This window comes from Aeromonas sp. 1805 (assembly GCF_013085525.1).
Classification (GTDB): Bacteria; Pseudomonadota; Gammaproteobacteria; order Enterobacterales; family Aeromonadaceae; genus Aeromonas; species Aeromonas hydrophila.
Map to the genome: position 1 here is coordinate 4459072 of NZ_CP038515.1, position 18949 is coordinate 4478020.

The 18949-nt window shown below is 56.7% G+C and carries 22 protein-coding genes and 1 pseudogene; 1 reads left to right on the plus strand and 22 read right to left on the minus strand.

Annotated features, from left to right (window positions below):
- Positions 1–103: 103 nt before the first annotated feature.
- Entirely contained in the window at positions 104–715 is a 612-nt protein-coding gene (locus E5E96_RS20645; protein ID WP_171283015.1) for a DUF1780 domain-containing protein, read from the plus strand.
- 564 nt (positions 716–1279) lie between these two features.
- Here E5E96_RS20645 and E5E96_RS20650 read toward each other — a convergent pair.
- The 22 genes and pseudogenes from E5E96_RS20650 to E5E96_RS20755 form a co-directional block, all read right to left on the minus strand.
- The gene (locus E5E96_RS20650; RefSeq protein ID WP_171283016.1) at positions 1280–2029 is read right to left on the minus strand and encodes a hypothetical protein; all 750 of its coding nucleotides are present in this window, start codon (positions 2027–2029) and stop codon (positions 1280–1282) included.
- On the minus strand, positions 2026–2463 hold the full coding sequence (locus E5E96_RS20655) for a hypothetical protein (RefSeq protein ID WP_171283017.1): 438 nt from the start codon (positions 2461–2463) through the stop codon (positions 2026–2028). The genes E5E96_RS20650 and E5E96_RS20655 overlap by 4 nt, the downstream gene beginning before the upstream one ends.
- Positions 2460–2876 (minus strand): gp436 family protein, encoded by a 417-nt coding sequence (locus E5E96_RS20660; RefSeq protein ID WP_171283018.1) that lies wholly within the window; start codon positions 2874–2876, stop codon positions 2460–2462. Before E5E96_RS20660 ends, E5E96_RS20655 begins: the two co-directional genes overlap by 4 nt.
- Positions 2873–3187, minus strand: coding sequence for an HI1506-related protein (locus E5E96_RS20665; protein ID WP_253264674.1), 315 nt, complete (start codon positions 3185–3187; stop codon positions 2873–2875). Before E5E96_RS20665 ends, E5E96_RS20660 begins: the two co-directional genes overlap by 4 nt.
- Before the next feature lie 117 nt (positions 3188–3304).
- Positions 3305–4213, minus strand: a complete 909-nt coding sequence (locus E5E96_RS20670; RefSeq protein WP_171283019.1) for a Mu-like prophage major head subunit gpT family protein — start codon at positions 4211–4213, stop codon at positions 3305–3307.
- A gap of 58 nt (positions 4214–4271) precedes the next feature.
- Positions 4272–5348: a phage protease gene (locus E5E96_RS20675; RefSeq protein WP_253264675.1), complete on the minus strand. Its 1077-nt coding sequence runs from the start codon at positions 5346–5348 to the stop codon at positions 4272–4274.
- A gap of 176 nt (positions 5349–5524) precedes the next feature.
- Positions 5525–8893 (minus strand): EAL domain-containing protein, encoded by a 3369-nt coding sequence (locus E5E96_RS20680; protein ID WP_171283021.1) that lies wholly within the window; start codon positions 8891–8893, stop codon positions 5525–5527.
- A gap of 188 nt (positions 8894–9081) precedes the next feature.
- Entirely contained in the window at positions 9082–9528 is a 447-nt protein-coding gene (locus E5E96_RS20685) for a phage virion morphogenesis protein (RefSeq protein WP_171283022.1), read from the minus strand.
- Entirely contained in the window at positions 9528–9728 is a 201-nt protein-coding gene (locus E5E96_RS20690; RefSeq protein WP_171283023.1) for a hypothetical protein, read from the minus strand. The genes E5E96_RS20685 and E5E96_RS20690 overlap by 1 nt, the downstream gene beginning before the upstream one ends.
- Complete coding sequence (locus E5E96_RS20695) at positions 9725–11200, minus strand: phage minor head protein (RefSeq protein ID WP_171283024.1); 1476 nt, start codon at positions 11198–11200, stop codon at positions 9725–9727. The genes E5E96_RS20690 and E5E96_RS20695 overlap by 4 nt, the downstream gene beginning before the upstream one ends.
- Positions 11200–12783 (minus strand): DUF935 domain-containing protein, encoded by a 1584-nt coding sequence (locus E5E96_RS20700; RefSeq protein ID WP_171283025.1) that lies wholly within the window; start codon positions 12781–12783, stop codon positions 11200–11202. The genes E5E96_RS20695 and E5E96_RS20700 overlap by 1 nt, the downstream gene beginning before the upstream one ends.
- Positions 12783–14355 (minus strand): annotated as a pseudogene (locus E5E96_RS20705) (hypothetical protein). Before E5E96_RS20705 ends, E5E96_RS20700 begins: the two are co-directional and overlap by 1 nt.
- Complete coding sequence (locus E5E96_RS20710; RefSeq protein ID WP_171283026.1) at positions 14355–14930, minus strand: DUF3486 family protein; 576 nt, start codon at positions 14928–14930, stop codon at positions 14355–14357. The pseudogene E5E96_RS20705 and the gene E5E96_RS20710 overlap by 1 nt, the downstream one beginning before the upstream one ends.
- A gap of 12 nt (positions 14931–14942) precedes the next feature.
- The gene (locus tag E5E96_RS20715) at positions 14943–15239 is read right to left on the minus strand and encodes an ArsR family transcriptional regulator (protein WP_171283027.1); all 297 of its coding nucleotides are present in this window, start codon (positions 15237–15239) and stop codon (positions 14943–14945) included.
- Positions 15236–15550, minus strand: coding sequence for a DUF2730 family protein (locus tag E5E96_RS20720; RefSeq protein ID WP_171283028.1), 315 nt, complete (start codon positions 15548–15550; stop codon positions 15236–15238). The genes E5E96_RS20715 and E5E96_RS20720 overlap by 4 nt, the downstream gene beginning before the upstream one ends.
- The gene (locus E5E96_RS20725; RefSeq protein ID WP_171283029.1) at positions 15531–15758 is read right to left on the minus strand and encodes a TraR/DksA C4-type zinc finger protein; all 228 of its coding nucleotides are present in this window, start codon (positions 15756–15758) and stop codon (positions 15531–15533) included. Before E5E96_RS20725 ends, E5E96_RS20720 begins: the two co-directional genes overlap by 20 nt.
- Positions 15759–15779: 21 nt before the next feature.
- Positions 15780–16001, minus strand: a complete 222-nt coding sequence (locus E5E96_RS20730) for a hypothetical protein (RefSeq protein ID WP_171283030.1) — start codon at positions 15999–16001, stop codon at positions 15780–15782.
- Positions 15994–16296 carry a hypothetical protein gene (locus E5E96_RS20735; protein ID WP_171283031.1) on the minus strand — a complete coding sequence of 101 codons (303 nt, stop codon included), beginning with the start codon at positions 16294–16296 and terminating at the stop codon, positions 15994–15996. The genes E5E96_RS20730 and E5E96_RS20735 overlap by 8 nt, the downstream gene beginning before the upstream one ends.
- Complete coding sequence (locus E5E96_RS20740; protein ID WP_171283032.1) at positions 16293–16877, minus strand: glycoside hydrolase family 108 protein; 585 nt, start codon at positions 16875–16877, stop codon at positions 16293–16295. The genes E5E96_RS20735 and E5E96_RS20740 overlap by 4 nt, the downstream gene beginning before the upstream one ends.
- A gap of 98 nt (positions 16878–16975) precedes the next feature.
- Positions 16976–17362: a hypothetical protein gene (locus tag E5E96_RS20745; RefSeq protein WP_171283033.1), complete on the minus strand. Its 387-nt coding sequence runs from the start codon at positions 17360–17362 to the stop codon at positions 16976–16978.
- Positions 17363–17387: 25 nt separating this feature from the next.
- On the minus strand, positions 17388–18134 hold the full coding sequence (locus E5E96_RS20750) for a hypothetical protein (RefSeq protein WP_253264678.1): 747 nt from the start codon (positions 18132–18134) through the stop codon (positions 17388–17390).
- A 204-nt stretch (positions 18135–18338) separates the two neighbouring features.
- Positions 18339–18758: a Mor transcription activator family protein gene (locus E5E96_RS20755; RefSeq protein WP_171283034.1), complete on the minus strand. Its 420-nt coding sequence runs from the start codon at positions 18756–18758 to the stop codon at positions 18339–18341.
- Between the last annotated feature and the right edge of the window lie 191 nt (positions 18759–18949).

Here is an 18949-nt window from a genome sequence, read left to right on the forward strand (position 1 = left end):
GGTAAAGAGATGGCAAGATTAGGGGGTTTATGGCGAATTACAGAGACATGTCACAGGAAGGCCACGAACATTCGAGATTGTGAGATAACAAAGGGGGCACACAGTGGGTGATTCCGAGTTCATAGCCGATCGCAGGGCAGCCTTAGAAGAGTCCGTTCGCTACTTTTCTAACAAAAACAAGAGCGAAAGAGAGCGCTGGGTCGTTCAAACGCTGTTGGATAATATGAACATTCCGTATAGAACTGAAGATGTGGCATCTCCAGAACAGGATCCACCTGATGTCACAGCATTCGGAGGAAGATTCGAGATCAAAGAAATACTCGATAAAGGACGAAAACGGCATAAGGAATATAAAGATGCATTAAAACTGGCAAGAACAGTTACAAATCCTCAGGATTTGCTCACCGAGTTCAAACCTGTAAAATCTTCAGTGCAAGAAATTTTTCAACTTTGCTCCATCGAAATTGAAGCTCTAAAAAACAAATATCCAACGAACTTGCGCTCCAATTTAGATTTGTTATTTTACTTCAATTTGAGACATGTTTTTGATGTTGAAGAAAAACCATTTCCAGACGTATCAGTTCTTGCGTCCTGTGGTTGGCGATCTATCTCCTTCATCAAAGGGAATATTGCATGCTGCTTTTATTCCTCATCAGACGCACCGGGTTGGTTGCAAGCAAAAGCAGGGAAGCTTCAACATAAAATGTTGAAGTAATTGCTATATGACATCTCATTCAATCGGGACGGGCTAATGCCCTCCCGTTAATTAAAATACTAGGTCTATTATGGAAAACTCATTTTACCAAGCTCTCTATATAAACAACGAGTTCGTCTCATCAATAGGCAAGCTCACAATGTCTTCAGCTAAGCTCGAATCCAGCATTAAAGATTTCATTACAGCAACAGGCTACAAACCCTATGAAAAGGCCACCCTAGGAATCCTAATCAAACGACTTACTGATGCCCATAAAATTGATTTAACTACATCTGAACATCTTCACTTCATATGTGAGCAAAGGAATTATTTTGTTCATAGGCTCCACTCAAGCTTGTCTGAGTACCCCAGCAATGCCTTTGAACTAAGTCAATTCCTGAATCGTACGAATGCACTATGCAGTGAAATGGAGTTCTTCAGTAAAGTAATTTCAGAGGCGAGTAAAGACCTAACAATTAATCCAAGCTGACCCCGTGTCGGCACAGCTAAACTCCAAGTTATGCGGTAAACGTGCACCACTCGATTAAAAAACGGCGGATCTCCCCGCCGTTTTCATTCGCTCCATCACACCGTCTCCGGTCGGTCCACATAGAAAGGCGCAGTCTCACCGTCCAGGGCCAGCAGCTCCCCTTCCAGCTCGATCTCGATGGGCTTGTCGCTGAGGAAATCCACTGCCTTCTTGGGCGCCAGGCTGGCACGGGGAATGGTCAGCTTGATGGCCTCCCCACCGATAATGCTTCGGCCATCAAGCAGCAAGCGCGCCTTCACCTCAGGTTGCACGTTGCCCGCGATGCGCGAGCCCATCACCGCGTTATAGCTGGCGCTGACCGTTACCGGACCACCGTCAGCCACGGCCCCACCCTTGGTGGCCCGCAGCAGCCCCAGGGCATAGTTGATCTCGAAGTCGGTACCCAGCACCAAGGGGGTGGTGCCCTCCTTCACTGCCAGACCAGTGGCCGACAGATTGGTCTTACCCAGGCTCACCCACTTGGGGTGAGCCGGCAGGGTCAGCGCCACATCGGTCAGCGTCCCTGCGCCCTGGTTGATGGGACTCTCCAGCCCCATAAAGGCGGCAGCCAGCAGCACCGGCGGGATCTCGCTGGTCTTGATGGTGACCGTGGCCGGCTTGGGTACGAAGTAGGTCTCCCGCGGCTGCCCCAACTTGCCCTTGCGTTTGCTCGGAATGCTGATCTTCTCGCTGTCCGGTTTGACTTCCAGACTGTTGACGTCCACCGGGCCGATCACCCCGTTCGAGACATTGTTGGTGAAGGTCTCGATAAAGAGATCCCCTTCCAGATGCAGTGTTTCACTCATGACCGTTCTCCCTTGAATTTCACTGACGCCTTGAAGGCAAGGGGCAGATACGCCACCCCACCCTTGTAACTCGGCCTGACCGGTGCGGTTTCACGCCGAAAGGTGCTGTCACCACACGCTCTGCCTGCCACAGCCTGCAACATGCGCCCCAGCCACACGCCCGCACTGGCTTCTTTGGGGGTGGCACGATGCACCAACACCAGTAACCAAACCTGATCGAACACGCTTTGCCGCCCGCTTTGGGCCGTGTCACTCTCTCGCTCGCCCTGGTAAATCACATGGATGGCTGGGGTGTGCTGCCCCAGGTTGGCCACCGCCTCCAGGTCGGTGGCCACAAACACCTCCTTGAGCCCCCGTGCTTTCAATGGCTGCAGCAATTCGCGCAACCGCTCCCCCGCCACCAGGTAGTCGAGTTCAGGCGTTGGCGCGCTCATAAGAAGCCCCCGCTGCCTCGCCCAAAGACCCGGCCATCGGACTGCAGCTGGGCCAGGTTCTGGCTTTCCACCTGTTCGCCGTCAGCCGCCAGCCCCAGCGCCAGCTCCCCCTTGCCCACCGATTTGAGGAAGGCCAGGGCCGCCTCATTGCGCTTGGCGATTTGCTCCGGTGCCTGCTCGCCATAGAGGCGGTGGCGGGCAATGTCGGCGCAGATGGGCACTAGGGCGCTCGGGACATGGGCCAGAGGCAGCGGGTAACGTCCCGCCAGGTAGCCATCGATCAAGGCGCCGGCATCCTGCAGGGCGATGGTGATGGCCGCACTGTCCAGCTCACCGGCCGGGGTCATGGCCAGGCGCAGCAGCTCCGCCTCACCAAAGCGGGTCACCATGTCGCTGACGCTGGCGTAACTCATTTGCCCTTACCCTTGCCACTGGCGGTCACGGGCGCAGGGGCTGCGACCTCGGGGGCCGGGCTGCCTGGCTCTGTACTCACACCGTCCAGTGTTGCGTTGTCCAGATCCCCCGCCGTCTGCGGTGCATCCGGCGCCGACTCGGGATGTGCCACATCCTCAGCCAAGCGGACGACCACCAGACGCGGATCCCCTTCCAGGGCCGCGCACTGCAGATCCGACACAACCAGCTCAGACTCACCAGGTGCAATCGCCTGGCCTGCTCGGTGATAGCCCTGATGAAGTTTCGATATAACGCGCACTCGAATAGCCATCTCATGTTTCCCTCTGTCTCGTTCAATCCGAAAACCGGTTTAAACGGGGGTTAAACGCCCGGACTGGGACGGTTTAACCCCACCGTTAAACAGCACGTTCTGGGTTACAGCTCTGGTTTACAAATAATCAGCCACCACCAGCTCCAGCTTGCCCTTGAGCTCGTTGCTGGAGCTCTCGGAGAGCTCGCGCTCCAGCATCTGGGTCGCCAGCTTCTCAAGCGACGGCGGCACCACCAACAGGGTTGGCTTGATGCCGAGCTGGCGGCCACCGTCCGCCTTGAACTCGCGCATCCTGGTGATCGCATCCCACAGGTTGTCGGGGGTCAGAGCGCGCTTGTTGGCGAACGCCAGTTGCCAGAAGCCAAAGCCGGCGGCATCCCGGCAATCCACCCCATAGCGGAACTGCTTGGAGGTAAACACCGCCTCGTCATCAACCTTGGTCATGGCGATGAGCTGCGGCGACTTGCGATCCTGGAAGATGATGGGCTTGAGGGCACGGCTGGTATCGAGCAGGAACCAGGGCTCTCCCACATAGGCACCATCCACCACCAGGTTGGCGGCCACCACGGCGGTGCCGGTGCCATCGGCCTTGGGGTAGACCGGATGGTCGGTGTCGAAGAAGTACTGGCCGTCATAGCAGGGGCTGGTGAAGCCGGCACCGAGCAGACCGAAGCAGAGCTCGTCGGGATGTACCCCGGCCGAGCGTCCCATCTCGGCGAACAGCGGGGCGTAAATGCCCAGCTCGTCGTCCTCGATATCGTTGCGATCCACCCCCACGGTCGCCTCGAAGTCTTCGTTGACGATCTGGTAGCTGTGGGCCTTCATCGACTCGATCACCCGATCCCCGATCCACTTGCGCAGGGTCGGGAACTTGCCGAGCCAGCCATAGGTGTTGGATTTGGTGGTCGATTTGATCACGGTGGCGATCTTCTGGTATTGGGTCGGCGCCTCGCTCTTGGCGTCTTCAAAGTTCTTCTTGAAGCCGGTGAAGAGAGCCTGCAGCAGCGCGGGGGTAACAATGGCCATGGTCTATTCCTTCTCTGATTAAACGGAACTGCCTTCGCGTGGTTCGAGAGGTGCTTGCTCAGGCCTTGGCCTTGGCAAAGTCCTCGTGGCTGATGCCGAGCTGGTCGGCGGCGTACTTGTCCTCGGCCGAGAGCACGGCCTCGCCCTTCTTCTCCGGCAGGGTGACGGCGGCGGTCTGGCTCGCCGTGAGCGCGGCAATGGCCGGGCGCGGCTCCAACAGCGCCTTGAGGGCGGCCACCCCCTTCTGGGCGGCGTAGGCGGTCAGGTACTCCTCCTCGGCCGCTACCACCTTGCCCTGGGTGCGCGCCTCCTTGATGAGGGTCGCGGCGTCGGTGGTGTCCACCTGGGCAGTCAGGGCCGCCACCTGGGTGACCAGGGCGTTATAGGTCGCCACCGGCACGTATTGCGCCAGGTCAACTTGGCCACCAAGCTGCGCTTTCAGTGCAGCCAGCGAGGTGCGTTCGGCCGCGAGCGCAGCCTCCAGCTCCGGCGCCTTCTTGGCACTGGCCTGCAGGGTATCCAGGGCCGCCAGCGCGGCGGTGCCCTGCTCGGCGGTAAACTGACCATCGGCCCCCGGCTGGATGCCGAGTTTGCCGAGCAGCGCGATCAAGTGTTCGTTCATGGATCTCTCCTTGATTGAGGTGGCCAACTGGCCGGGTTGGATAGGCATAATGCTTGAAGCCGGTAACGCACTCAGGGCCGCCAGTGCCTGCATACCCACCACACCGGGATCATTGGTGATGGCGGTCATGCGCAGTTCCAGGGGACGCCCCTGGGCGTCATAGGGGAAAACGGCAGAGAGGAAGCGATACTCTTTGGCAGCGACCAGGGCGGCGGCCCGCTCGGTCCAGCGGGGTTTTATAAAGAGGCCCTCCCCCTCTCGCCACTCGATTTCATCGGCGTTGTACCAACCGGCAGCGGGCGCAGGCTGACCGTTCAGGTCGGTCTTGAGGGTCTGGTGGTCGTAGTCGATCAGGATGTCTTGCCCAAGGGCTTTGGCACGGGCAATCAGAGCTGCAGCGATCTGCCCGTCCAGTTGCCAGTGACCACCAGGTACATCGAAAGGGCGACCATCGCGGGCCTTGAAAGGACCGAGGGGCAGGAGCTGCTGCCAGCCATCACCACCACTCTCCAAAGCTGCATCAAGCACTGCTATGGATATAGGGGTCAGTGTGGGACTGATTGCATTTTGACGTGCTGACGGCATCGCTTATCACTCCGATAAACAGGTGCAGCCAGTTTCATACCGGTATGGTTTGGGAAGGGTTTATGACGGGTTACAGAATCACCAAGGGATCAGGGAGCCCGGACTTACCGATGAGCAACATGGTTTGGGTCAGGATGAACACTTAACATGCCTGAATCAAACTCACTTACCCAAGACTGAAACTGCTTGGCAGGCATTGGCTTCGCGATGAAATATCCTTGAGCATAGTCACAGCCTAACGCTTTCAACTGCTGCAGAACAGCCAAGGACTCCACTCCCTCTGCGACAGTTTTTCGCCCTAACCCTTTCACTAATTCAATGGTGGATTGCACAATTAACCGAGAACTTTCATCCTCTACCATATATGTCACAAACGACTGATCTATCTTTATGTAATCAACAGGGAGTTGTTGGATATATTTCAATGACGAGTATCCGGTACCATAGTCATCTATATATAGAGCGAAATTAACATTTTTCATCGCATGCAATAACAACATGGATTGCTCCGGTTCCTCCATGATAGAGCTTTCCGTGATTTCAAACTCCAACAGCCTTGGATTAACCCCATACTCATTTATCCAGGAAATGATTTTCTCCGGCAATGCATCATCTCTAAGATTCCGGGCAGAAAGGTTCACCGCTAACGGCATCAAGCTTTCATCGTGAGTCCATTGGCTGAGCAGTGACAATGTCAGCTGGACAATTAGCTCTGTAAGCGGCTTGATCAACCCGGTTTGTTCTGCCAGATGGATAAACCTGCCGGGCCCGAGCAGGCCAAGACTTGGATGTTCCCACCTAATCAACACCTCAGCCCCCGCGACCTGCATGTCACTCAATCTCAATTTTGGTTGTAGATAAAGCACAAACTCATTGTTATCGATTGCCCGGCGCAGTTCCCCAACCATTGCCAGCTTTTCCATTTCGACTTGAGGCAGCCCGGGATTAAACACCGACACCTGCTCACCTCGTCTCTTTGATTGGTATACGGCCTTACTCATACTGCGTAACAATTCACTTGCATGCTCACCATGTTGGGGAAAGGATGCTATCCCCACCCTTGATGCAACATCTATAGATAAGTCAGCGATATGATAAGGCTGCCTTAATATTTCAAAGCATGACTCGATGCATAGTAGGGCTGAGTGAACATCTTTTCCTACAAGTGCGACTGCAAACTCATCTCCACGTATGCGGGCCACCATAGCGTTTTCTTTAAAAACACTTTGTAAACGTGTTGCGAATTCACATAGAACTTCATCACCATGCCTAAAACCAAGGGCATCATTAATCTCACTCAGTCTTTCTATATTGAATTGAAGCGTGGTAACCGGGGTATCTTTTTGAATGCACAACGCGATCTTTTCAGACAGGAACTGTTCAAAAAGAAACACATTTGCCAATCCGGTCAACGCGTCGTAGCGCATCATGTGTTGTATCGCAACACGACTTTTTTCCCTGTCAATTTGTGCTCGCAGCATGGCAATCCCGAATGCAAGGTCTTCACTCGATTCCGTTAGAATGTTGATCTCACCTGCACTGAATGCATTGACATCAGAGTCATATATCGTTAGCGCACCAACAACACTCCCCTCAACAGTCAACGGGCAAGATATACTGGAAATGGCTCCATCTAGCTGATCACGCCATTTGGAGTAATTGGGATCCGCCACCATGTTCCGCGACAATTGTACTTGACCGCTCTGGATTGCTCTTGGAGTAACGCTACTGTCATTTACACTGTTGACCAATCGATGCTTGAGACTCTCCAACGCGGCCATCCCACCGGGAAATCCACTTTGAGCGGCAGGGTATATCGGCAGATCTTGACATCCCCCTTTAAACCAAATAATTGCCATTTTATAACGCCCGGCATCAACAATGGCCTTACACATATTATCAAGCAATTCACTCTCATTTCTCGCTCGCAACATGGTCTTATTGCCCGCGCTGAGCGTTCGAAGCGCCTTAGAGAGATGTTCCAACTCTCTAACCCGCTCCGATAACTCAAGATTCAATGTTTGTATACGAGCTTCTGAAATTTTCAGTTCTGTAATATCCATGCCTAGGACATAATAACCGAGTATTTCTTCACCCTCGGCCTTTGGATAATATCCAATATGCTGCCACACGTCAGGGAAAGGCTGCCAGTCATAGTTCTGAGCAACGCCTTTAAGTGCTTTTGTTATTAATGGACAGGCTATTGCGTAACGCTCGTCACCGAGTACGTCTTTCACATACAACCCTGATAGCGACTCCAATTCAGGAGCAAACCGCAGGCGGTACTGCTCATTTACATATACATACTTTCGTTCTGAATTAACATAGGCAATCAACATGGGTATCGATGCCAGCATATCCTGCAAGTGTTTCTGACTCTCCTGCCACCGATGGGTTTTATCTTCAACACTATACTCAAGCTGAGCAGTTTTCTCCTGCATCTCATGCTCAGCATGTCGTTGCTCAGTGACATCGCGTAACACATAAACGATATCCCGCTGTTCCTCCATGGAATGATAGAGCACAGTCATGCGAATGCTGATATCAATTCTATTACCTGATGACTGTTCTAGATAAAAATGAGAGTCTGAATATAACCCCCCTTTCAAAAGACTAATATCAGCAATTTTCTCTATCTCACCGCCAACCTCATTAATACAGATAAACACGTTATTGATGTCCTCTCCAAGAACATCAGACTCTTTGCGCTCACACATATCAACAGCAACACTATTAACTTTCGTGATTATATTATTTACATCCGTCACTATAACGGCATCACCGATAGCACTTAATATGGACACCGTTCTTTCCGAATTTTCAACAATGATTCTGTTTTCTTTACGCAATCGTTCAAACTGCTTAAGTATGAGTATATATATCCCTGTCAACAATATGATAAGAGATAGCCCCATAATAATTTCCAAGAAGAAAAGTACTCTGTTAAAGCTATCTTGTGCAGATTGACGCGTTGCCAAAAGAGACCGTTCTGATGACTCCATTGCATCCAAGGTGTTATATAGACTGTTTCTGGTATCCTCTAACGGTGCTTGTTTTACGTAAGCGCTGGCGGCAGCTTCCCCGCTTTCTCTGCGGATTCGTTCGATTTCGCGCGAAATGTTAATCCGAAGTCGAATCACATCATCGATCTTACCTAATCTGGCTAACTGTTCTTCATTATCAGACAACTTATCCTTTAGGCTAGCGAGAAGCTGCTCGCGCTCCCCTATCGCTTGATCACGTGCAATCAGATACATTTCATAACCTGTTATACGGAAATTTTGAGTCGCTAGCTCGACTTGTAATGTGTAACTACGGATGCGGGATAGAGAGTGCAGTAATTCATGGGTATGAACTACCCAACGAGAGGCATTTTCTGCATTGTAAGAAACCCTCCAAGTGGTGACGAACAGCGCCAGCACAATGGCTACAATAACGGCCCCTCCCCCAGATAGCTTGGACTCCAATCCCATTCGTTTAGGACTCCCTTCCCAATTACCGGCCTGAGCTTTGCATTTAAGAGGAGAATAGATGTAAATAGAGCATCTTTCGAGGCTACAGCTAACAGTTGTGGGTAGAGTGCTGTTTAAAGGTGTTTAAAAAACAACAGGTAAGCATGTAGCGATAAGAATGGGTGAAGAGTAGGGCCCATTGGATGCCTCTAGGAGAGCGAATTGTACAGGTAACGTTCTACCGCCGTGTACAGCTCGTTGACGTCACTATCCGACAACCCCAGATAGGGGCGCTCGGGCAGGTTGATCTCGGGGCGGCCGAACTGGTGAGCGGCGCCATATTCGAGCGGGGTGCCAAAGTAGAGGGCCTGGGGATCAGCCTGATAGTTGAGGGTGTCGCGCAGGTCATCATTCAGACGCAGCACCTCGTCGGCATGGCGCGGTTTGCGGGCACGGTACTTATCCGAGAGCGGGGCCCAAGGCTCCCCTTCCGGGGTCTCCTGCGCATCCCAACGATCCCGGTGCGACAGCAGCAGCCCCTCTCCTATATCTGCCAGCGGTTCGCTCAGGTCACCGGTTTTCTGATAGAGCCTGGCCAGCAGCTCATGGGCATCGGCCACCCCGTGGTGGCTGATGGTGATAAAGCTACCCGCCATCAGAGCTCATCCTCGAAGGTGGTCATAAAGTGCAGGGCCTCCTCATCGGCTGACAACATGGCGGCCTCCCAGAGATCCCCCAACATATCCGCCTCTTCGCCCTGGGCTTGCTCGCACAAGGCATCCAGCATCTTGGCCTGTGCCAGGGTAAAGGGGCCATCTTCTGCCAGCAGGGCGCTGGCTTGCTCCAACAGGGTCATCCTCTCTCTCCTTTGCGGCTGGCTATCGTGGCCTGGGCGAGCATGGCCTCCACCCGTTTGGCCAGTTCGGGGAAATGCGCCACCATGGCATCCCTCGCCAAGACCCAGGCGGCGAACGCCTCGGCGGCGGCTTCCATCCTGGTCTTGCCGGCATACTCCGTCAGCAGTCCCACCCCCGTCAGGTCAGGCTCCCCGGCCCAGAAGTGAACCTGGTGGCCGAGCTCATGCAACCAGGTAGAGAGCCGCTGGGCTGATTCCCCCTGCTTGCCGCCGACGTTGGCGGAGATGCTCCAGTGACGGCGCAGTGACTCGCCGCTGGTACCCCTTGGCTGCCATTGACGGGGCCCGGTGTTGGCATGGGCATCGGTCACCACCTCGGCTGCCGCCGTTTGCACCGCCTGCATATCCACTGCTTTGAGTGTATCACCCGCCTTGACCTTGATAACCAGATGGCCCCAGCTTTTGGCCGTAAAGCCATTGGTCGCGCTGGCTCGGCGCGTGTGATAGAGGGACCGCACCAGGTAAGGGTCTGTGCCCAGGTACTCGGCAATGGCCGGCGCAACCTTGAGCCCTGCCGCCCCCTTCCCCATCTCGGTCTGCTTGATAAACAAGGTCTTGATTGGGTGGGCCTTGAGGAAGGCCGCCAAGGGCTCGCGCTGGGGTGCGGGAAGCTGGGCCAGCAGATCGCTGACCCCCTGCGCCGTCACCCCCTTGGCGGTCGAAAAGGCGCTCTCCACCAACCGCTGCGGCAAGCGCTCGGCCAGCGCGGATTTCGCCGCCTCCCGCTTGGCCATGGCCTCGGTCAAGGCGGCCGGGGTCTTCGGCCGGTAGTCAAATCCCGGATCGATGCCACGGGGGATCCGGTGTATCTCCCCGGTCGCCTTGTCCACCCACTCATAATTGCCGTCATCCGGTGCCTGGCCCACCGTCAGCCCCCGCCGCTTGAGATCCGCCTCGGAGAGCAGGAACTTCTTGCACTTACAGCCATAGCCGTTGCTGGGGCTGTGAGTATCCCACCAGGGATGGTCCACCGGCAGCACCAGGTTGTTCCACTTGAGGTGCAGCTCCCTGGGGTGCTCGGAGTCGCCGTGACGATAGAGCGCATAGGGGCGCTTGTGCTTGATGTGCTCAATCTGGTCATCCCGCCCGGCGTTGTAGCTCTGGCGCAGGTTGGTCTCGAAGATGACGCGAGAGCGCCACGACGCCGGGCCGGTGTGTTCCCAACCGTGGCGGGCCACGACTTCCTTGAACGCCTTCTGGAACGCACCGAGGGATTGCCCCTCGCTGATCGCCTTGTCCACCGCCCCGCGCAGGTCCGCCAGCAAGTCAGTCTTGGTGGCCCCCGCCACCATAAAGGCGCGGTTATGGGCGTCCCGCCACACATCGGCCCAGCGCTCTCTCGGCATATTCAGCTTCTGGCGAAAGAAGGCGATCGCCTCCTCAAACGGCAGACTGCCGTAACGAACGGGCATCAGTTGCCCTCCTCCATCTCCAGCATGCCGAGCAGTTCGCTGGCGGCGATGGCCTGGGCCAGCAGGGCCCCCAGTTCGTCATGACTGAGGTTGGGCTCCAGCGCCAGCAAGCCATCCCGGATCTCCTCCAGGGTGGTAGCCTGCATCACCAGTGCCTGGACGGCGTCGGTCATGCCGGCGAGCAAGGGGGCCACCTCGGCCTGCAGCCGTGCCAGCTGGGCGTCGTTGTTATCGCCCTGAACAGGGGTCTTTGCTGCCAGCGCCGCCAATCTCTTGCTCGCAGAGAGTGCCTTGAGCGCCGCCTCTCCCGGGGGAGCCTTGACGTCAGTGATCATCAATACCTCCTCGCCGTCCTTTGGGACCGGGATCTGCAGCTTGTCACGTACCCATTGGGCCGGGATCTGCATCCCCATCCCCACCAGGGCACGCAGCGGATAGGCCAGATCGCGCATGTCCTCCGGCTCGGTCACGTCGAACTCCAACCGGGGAGCCCGGCGCGGGCCCTGGAAACTCTTACCGTTCAAGGCAAACAGCGGATAGACCAGATCCCGGGTCAGGGTCGCGGCGAGCTGGCGCAGGTCCGCATCCCGCACCTCCTGGCGCACTTCGTTATGGACATTGCCAAGCGCATTGGTCGAGCTCTTGCCATCGGCCTGACTGGTCAAGGTGCCCCCCAAGATGGCTTTGCTGATGGAGCGCTCGCACCACTCCATCATCACCACAAAGGGATCAGCCTGACCGCTTGCCGCATTCTGGAACTCGATCTCCATTCCCCGGGGGATGATGCCGCCGGCGTTGTGGCCGATGGAGAGTACAGCCTGCAGCAGGGTCGCCTTCTCCTTCTCGGTCGCCCCTTCCGGGTATTTGCCCAAACGTACTGGCAGACCGTAGATTTCCAGAAACTCGGCCAAGTCGCGCACGCTGTAGTTCTTGAACAGGAAGGGCCAGACCAGAGTGCGGATAAGCCCAGTACGGGCCAGATACCCCGACTTGGACTTGGCCTTGTGGGTGAGCCAACCGAACGGATTGAGGGCTGCCCCCTCCTTGCTGCCGTCTCGCAGCCGCAACTGATTCCAGTCATCCGGGTGGGTCTGGAACCAGGCGGGATCACGCCAGACGATGCCCTTGGGGAGCTGCAACCCCTCCACCATCTCCCAGCCGCTGAACTCCTGAGCACTGAATCCCTTGAGCACCGCATCGGTGGCGTCAAAGATGGCATCATCCAACCAGGTGAAGTCCTCCAGCAGCTCGCGGATCATCTCGCTGTCGCGTTTCTCGGCCGCGCTGGCGTTGCGCGGCGGCTCGATTGTCCAGCTCACCCCAAGCAGGGCACGCCGGCGCTTGCCGAGCTCGCTCTGCAGGTGGGCGTCCTTCTCCTCCATGTCCTCGGCCAGCTCGCACTGGGCGATGAGGCTCCCCTCTTCCGCCTCTTTCAGCGCTGCCGCAGCCTTGCCGGGCGTCAGCCCCACGGTCGGGTGCTCGCTATAGTGGCGGCGCAACTGGGCCAGCTTGGCGTCGTTTTCGGTCTGCGGCTCCTTCTGCAGGCGCAACGCGTTACCATGAATGTCGATGAGTCCGGCCATTACCAACCCCCTCTCTCACTTTTGATCAAATCCCTCGTCCCGAGGGATGGGTGATAGTCGTCGTTGCGGTCACGGCCGTGTTTGCCTGGTAAGGGGGTGAACTCGATGGCGCCCCCCTCCATCCAACTGGCCCGCACCGCCATGACCAGCGCCACCGCAAAGTCGCCGTGGCGCTGCTGACCGCCCTGGCCGGTGTTCTTGCCCTTGTCGATCTTGGGGATGCCGTTGATGACTTGGATCTTGCCTAGATCGTCCTGCACGTCCGCATGGCGCGGGATCACCAGGTTGTCGTCCTCGAATTCGACCTTGAGCTTGGGCATCCACTCCCGATACCAGGGGTCATTGAGCATCACGCACTCGATCATGCTGGCGCCCCAGCGCAGCCGGGCTGCCTCTGCCAGATAGCCGCCGTTGCCGGTAGCATCGAAGGCCGCCGCGGTGAAGCGGTGCAGTCCCTGCAGCAGGTAAAACAGGATCTGGCGCTGGGTCTCATAGGGGGCATTGACCAGCTCCACCACGAAGGGCACCCGTTTTCGCAGGCTGGTTGCGATGGAAAGCGGGACGAACACCGAGAGATCCCCCTTGCGGGCAAAATCTTCCCCCCAATACATGGCGGCAACTGCGATCGAGCGCTTCCAGGCAGGGCTTGAGGTGCTCCTCACACCAGAGCTCCGCTACCGCCTTGCGGGTCTCCTCGCTTTGCAGCTCGAAGTCCGCAGGGGAAGTGAAGCGCAGGATGGGGATATCCGGCTGCATGGCCCGCTCGATCAGGGTGCGCTTGATGTAGACGCCACTACTCTGCTTGGGCACGCAGAAATACTCCTCCAGCGCATCCTCTTCGGTGGCGGTGTCTTTCAGCAGGCCCGCCTTCCAGGCATCCTCTGCCTCCTGGGACCAGGACATACCTTTGACCTGGCAAATGCGGCGATAGAGCCCCTGGCGGCAAGCATCATCGAGCGTGATGGTGTGGATGGAGTAACGCTTCTTGCCGGCGCGGCTGTCGCCGATCAGCTGGTTAAACAGGTTGTCCACGCCGTTATGGGTGCTGATGAGGCGCACCTTGGCGCCCCACATAGTGAGCGCCAGCGCCGCTTTCAGCACCTCGGCCAGCCGGTCGTGGAAGGCGGCCTCGTCGATGGTGACATTACCCTGCATCCCTCGCAGGTTGGAAGGGTTGCTGGAGAGGGCCTGCACCTTGAAGCCAGAGGCGAAATAGACCACGAAGGTGAGGATCGCCTTGTCCTCATCGTCGGTGAACACCTCCTCCTGGATCTCGCCGGCCGCCTTGTTGTACGCCTTGGCCCACATGGCCACGGCGTCGATGAACTCGCGCGCCATCTCCTTGTTGCTGCCCACATAGAAGTGGTGACCGCCACCAGCCGACTTCGCCTTGGAGGCCGTCAGCGTGGCATCGGCCGCCTCCGCCCAGGTGATCCCGGTGCGGCGGCTCTTCTCGGCTATCTTGAGCGGGCTCTCGTCGGCAATCCAGATGCGCTGGTAGGGCAGCAGCACCTCGTCGGGGTTGTATTCGGTACCCAGGGTCTGGGCCAGTTGTTGGGCGATCGTAGTCATCAGGCGATCCCCAGGATTTCACGGCGAATGGCGGCAGCGGCTTCACCGCTCAGTCCCGCCTGGGTGACGATGGCCTCGGTCTTGGCGGCCACCTCCTCGGCGAAGGCCTGGCGGATCTCCTTCTCCCGCTTGTGGCTCTGCATGGCGGTGGATTCGAGGCGCTGTGCCGCCAACATGGCGTTTTTCAGCATGTCGATATCCACCGCCTCCTCCGGGTTCTGCACCTGGGCCAGCATCGCCTTGAACAGCTGGGAGCGACCGAGCTCCAGGATGAGCTTGGTGGTTTCCCCCATCGGCTTGTCACCGAGCTGGGAGGTGAGCGCCGCCGTGGTCTCCCGTAAGTCGCGCAGGTGCTGGCCCACCTGTTCCACCTGGCTGGCGTGGCGACTGAGACCCGAACGGGAGAGTTTGAGATCGGCAGGTAGCCCCGCCTCTTCAATCAGGCCGTTGATCTCATCCAGGATAGCGGCCTGGCTGTTGCCTTTATCCCTCAACATCTCGTTGAGGGCGTTGCGGATAGGCTCGGGCAGCAGCCACACTTTGCTAGCACGGCCCCGGGTCGGTTTCTCGGCCATGGTCATCCTCCCTCAATCCTCGGCACGGGGCTTCTTGACGCCAGGCACCGAGGCGCGCCCCTCGGCCACGTCCTGGCCCCGTCCGGTCAGGTGGGCCACCTGTACCTGGGCGAGGCGTTCGATGCGCACCAACCCCTGCTCTTCCAGCCAAGCCAGCAGGGTCTTGACCCGATCCCGGGTCACCCGGCCGGTGCCGAGCTGATCGAGGCAATCGTTCAAGATCGACTCGTTGGCCGCGCCGCCGATATCGAGCAGAGAGCGCAAGATCACCAGCCGCTGCTGGGCGTCCAATATTGTTTGAATGCTCATGCCTTCTCCTTCTGTACCGATGCCAGCTCGTTCTCCAGCAACATGTCGGCGAGCCGGCGGGCCTGGCGCAGCTCTGGCTTGACCTCCCGCAGCTCGCCGCGCAGTTCGCTTATCTCCAGTTGCAGCTTGTGCAGCTCCTTCTCACTCGGCAGGTCGGCCAACACCTGCTCTACCCGTTGAACTCGCTGTACCAGGGCGGTGAGATCTTCCCGTTTGGCGTAGGTCTTGGAGAGCAGGATGATGACCACCAGCCCCACCAGACTGGCCAAGGCATACAAGGGCCCCCAGTTCTTAACGATGAATTCCCACACGGACAGCCTCCTTGCGCTCGAATAGGGTCTGGCACTCGATGCAGCGCGGCGCATCGGGTTCGGCTTGCAGCCGTGCAATCGGGATGGGCTCATCACAATCGCAACAGATGCCATCGCCCCGGGGTTTCGGCCTTGCCCGGTGGGCTGCAATAAGGCGCCCGGTCCGCTCGGCGTCGAGCAGTTGGGCGCGGTCTATGAGGTCGCTCAAGGGCGTCTCCTTGCGAACCGGTTATTTGATGACGTGGGTCGCCTTGAGGCGGCCCCAGATGGCCAGCAAACCGCCCACCGCACTGGCCAGATCCACGATGGTGGTGGCCAGGCTGGTTTGGGTACCGGCATCGACAGATACACCGAACAGGCCGGCAATGCCGGCACCCACGGCGATGACACCGCCGATCACGGCACGGCTCTTGAGCGCAGACTTTGCTTGGGGTAACAGAGAATCAGGCATGATGGGTTTCCTTCTCTTGGGGTTGGGAACAACGGGCACGGGCCCGCAGGCGATCCAGCTCACCCACCGACCGCCAGCCTTGGGTAAACAGGGACTGTCGAGTAGGGTGATGGCTGTAGAGCGGGATGGCCTCCAGATCCGCACCGGCTAGGGCGGCCTTGAGATGGGCACGACGCCCATCTTTGAAACAGAGGAGATAACGGGGATTCTTGAGCTCAGGGATGCCGAAGTAACCGGCAATCTGGATCCGCTGCTGTGCTCGCTGATGCTTGTTGGTGAGGCTGGTACTGCTCATGGTGCCACCTCCCCGAACTGGGAGAGCAGGTAGCTCTGAAGGCGCAGCAGGCGGTTGATCCAGCCATGAGCATTGGCCCACTGGCTCGGGTCTTTGCGCACGATGCCAAGCATAAAGCCTGCGCGGATCTCAAGCAGCGCAAGCAACAGGGCACGGCCACCGTCCCGACCGGTCTTGGCGGCCAGCACCCGCAAGGTATGGGAGCCCAGTAGCCCATCGGCCAAGACGCCAAGCGCTTGCTGCAGCTGGCGCACCGAGCGGCCTGGGCCGTGATGCACGGCACCGTCGAACAGGGCAATGGCAATCAGCGGGCAGACATTCTCGACCCGATCGCAACGGGCTGGCAGCCAATAGTTCGCTCGATAAAACAACTCGGCGTGGGCGGGGGTTGCATCGCTGACGGCAATATCCGGCCGACCATCGCGATCGAGATCGATCATGCCGTCTTTCTTGCCGTCGGCAGCATCGGCCATGCCGAACTTGGTGTGGCCGCCCCGGTCGGCCGGGTGGTTGACTTCCCCCCCTTCCACATCGGGGCGAAGCAACCAGGCAAGCGCTATGGGGTAGGTATCAGGCAACATAAAAGGCCCCTCGATTAACTGCGTTATCGCAGCGTACCGAGGGGCCTCTAGGGGGCGGGTTTATGGTGGGTTACAAGACCAAATAAACAAAGCAATACTTATCCAAGGACTTGCTCAGGTCCTCCACTCAACTCGTGACATTTTTGGAAAAGACGCTCTGCGGTTCTAATGCTTTCAAGTGCGTCATTCGAGTTCACATCGCCCACCAAGTCGTAATCTGCGATAACTCGCTTCCCTTTTTGCTGTTGAAGCATGGCAGCTAACCCACGTAGAGCCATTCTGTCGTACGGCTCGTCTTTATCAGGATTTTTAAGATACTGGATTAGGCCGTCATGCGCATGAGAGCTGAAATTTGGAAGCGAAACGACCAAGTCTCTGACCTCATGGAACATTGCATAATATGAACGGGCAACTGCGTTTCTGTACCCAATTTCATCTGCTCTTTGAGCTGAGTCAGTGGCAAAAATGAGAAAATCCTTGCTCAAAACGGACACATTCAACCCCTACTCATCACTCAGATTTGCCGCGAAACCAGGCCGTAACGGGAAGATCCATAAGCCGGTCATTTTCTGCAAGCCGCATGGCCAGATCAAGATTCATATCTGCAAGTTGCTCGGGGTCGCATGAGTCAAGCTCAAAACACATCATGACCAATCCATCGCCCGTACGAACGCCTGAGCCTCTGATGAATACACGATACTGGCTAGCGACACTAACACATGCCATTGCTAGGCCGTTTATATCTAGGTCCTTAACACCAAAATCAACTTCGAAACCTTTCAGCATCCTAGAGAAAGTCTCAGATGTCGTCATGATCGTGGCCCCCTGCTCGTCGGGGTAGTACTTGCGGAGCTTTTGTGCGAGAGACGAAATGCGATTCACATCACAAATGACTTGGGCTGTCTCCCAAGCATCTTTCACAATCTCAGGTTCTTCATATTTGTCTGCCAAACTGAACGCTACTTTCACATAGTCAGCAAAGCGGCCGATTCGTCTTAGATAAGTGCTGAAATTGCCTCCAATTCTAATGTCATAGAACCTGGCCATTCCATCTTCAAAAGCAGCAATTGCATCCTCTTCTTGCCCCATTGCACCATGACATAATGCAGTTAACATGACCTTCGCAACAGGGTTATCTAGTGCTCGAATTTCTCTCTTTACTTTGGCTGCTTCCCATTCAGGCAACACTTGCCCAGCATCAATGTATGCCGTCAATGTTTCGTGGATTTCTGATGTCTTGGGAGCTGGGGTAGCCATATGACCTATAGAATTCAATTAGATGGGTAAGTGTAATCGCTTGTACTCTAATGCACAGGAAAAACACAATAAAACTGTAGGCGAGGATTCTACATAGATCGCTCTTCAGCGACCATCAAAATCCCTCCCTTGGTTCTTAGAGAAGATTAACCTCAAATGAAAACCCAGCCGTAGCTGGGTTTTCCGTTAGTGTGAGTCTCGTCACTATTGATGCCCGAACAAATCGGGTTGATGTCGCAGTCGGGTCAGTTGTCGCTGCTCTGCCACCACCGCATAGGTCTGGGGCACCGAGAGACCATGCTTGCGGGCAAGCTGGTCGATGTTGCGGCCATTGAATTCATCCCAGATAGCTCTGTCCCGCAGCGCCGCCTTGAGGTGCTCCCCAGTGGGGATATAGTAGGCGCGCCCTCCCATATAGTGGGCCTGCACCATTGCCAACCGGCGTGACAAGCATGCAGCCTGTTCAGCCTGCATACCACTGCGTGTGAGTTCGGCGGCCAGAATGTCCACCAACTCGGACAGTGCCTTTGGCCACTTGGCGGTCAGTTCTGAACTGGGCACTTGATCCAACCGCGTCAGCAACTCCACCACATGAGGGTCATTGGCAAAAAGGTCACCTTCCATAAATCATTCAACCAAATGCACATTCGGTGTGCCGATTAAACCACAGCCTCGGCTTAGCGCACGTTGATGTTCCCATCGTAAATTCCTGTTTCGGGGCTTATCGATGAATAGCCAAGGTCAGCGCATACAATGGGTACTGAAGTTAACAGGTCGGTGACGCGTTGGCATTACGCAGTGCATAAGATATGTTC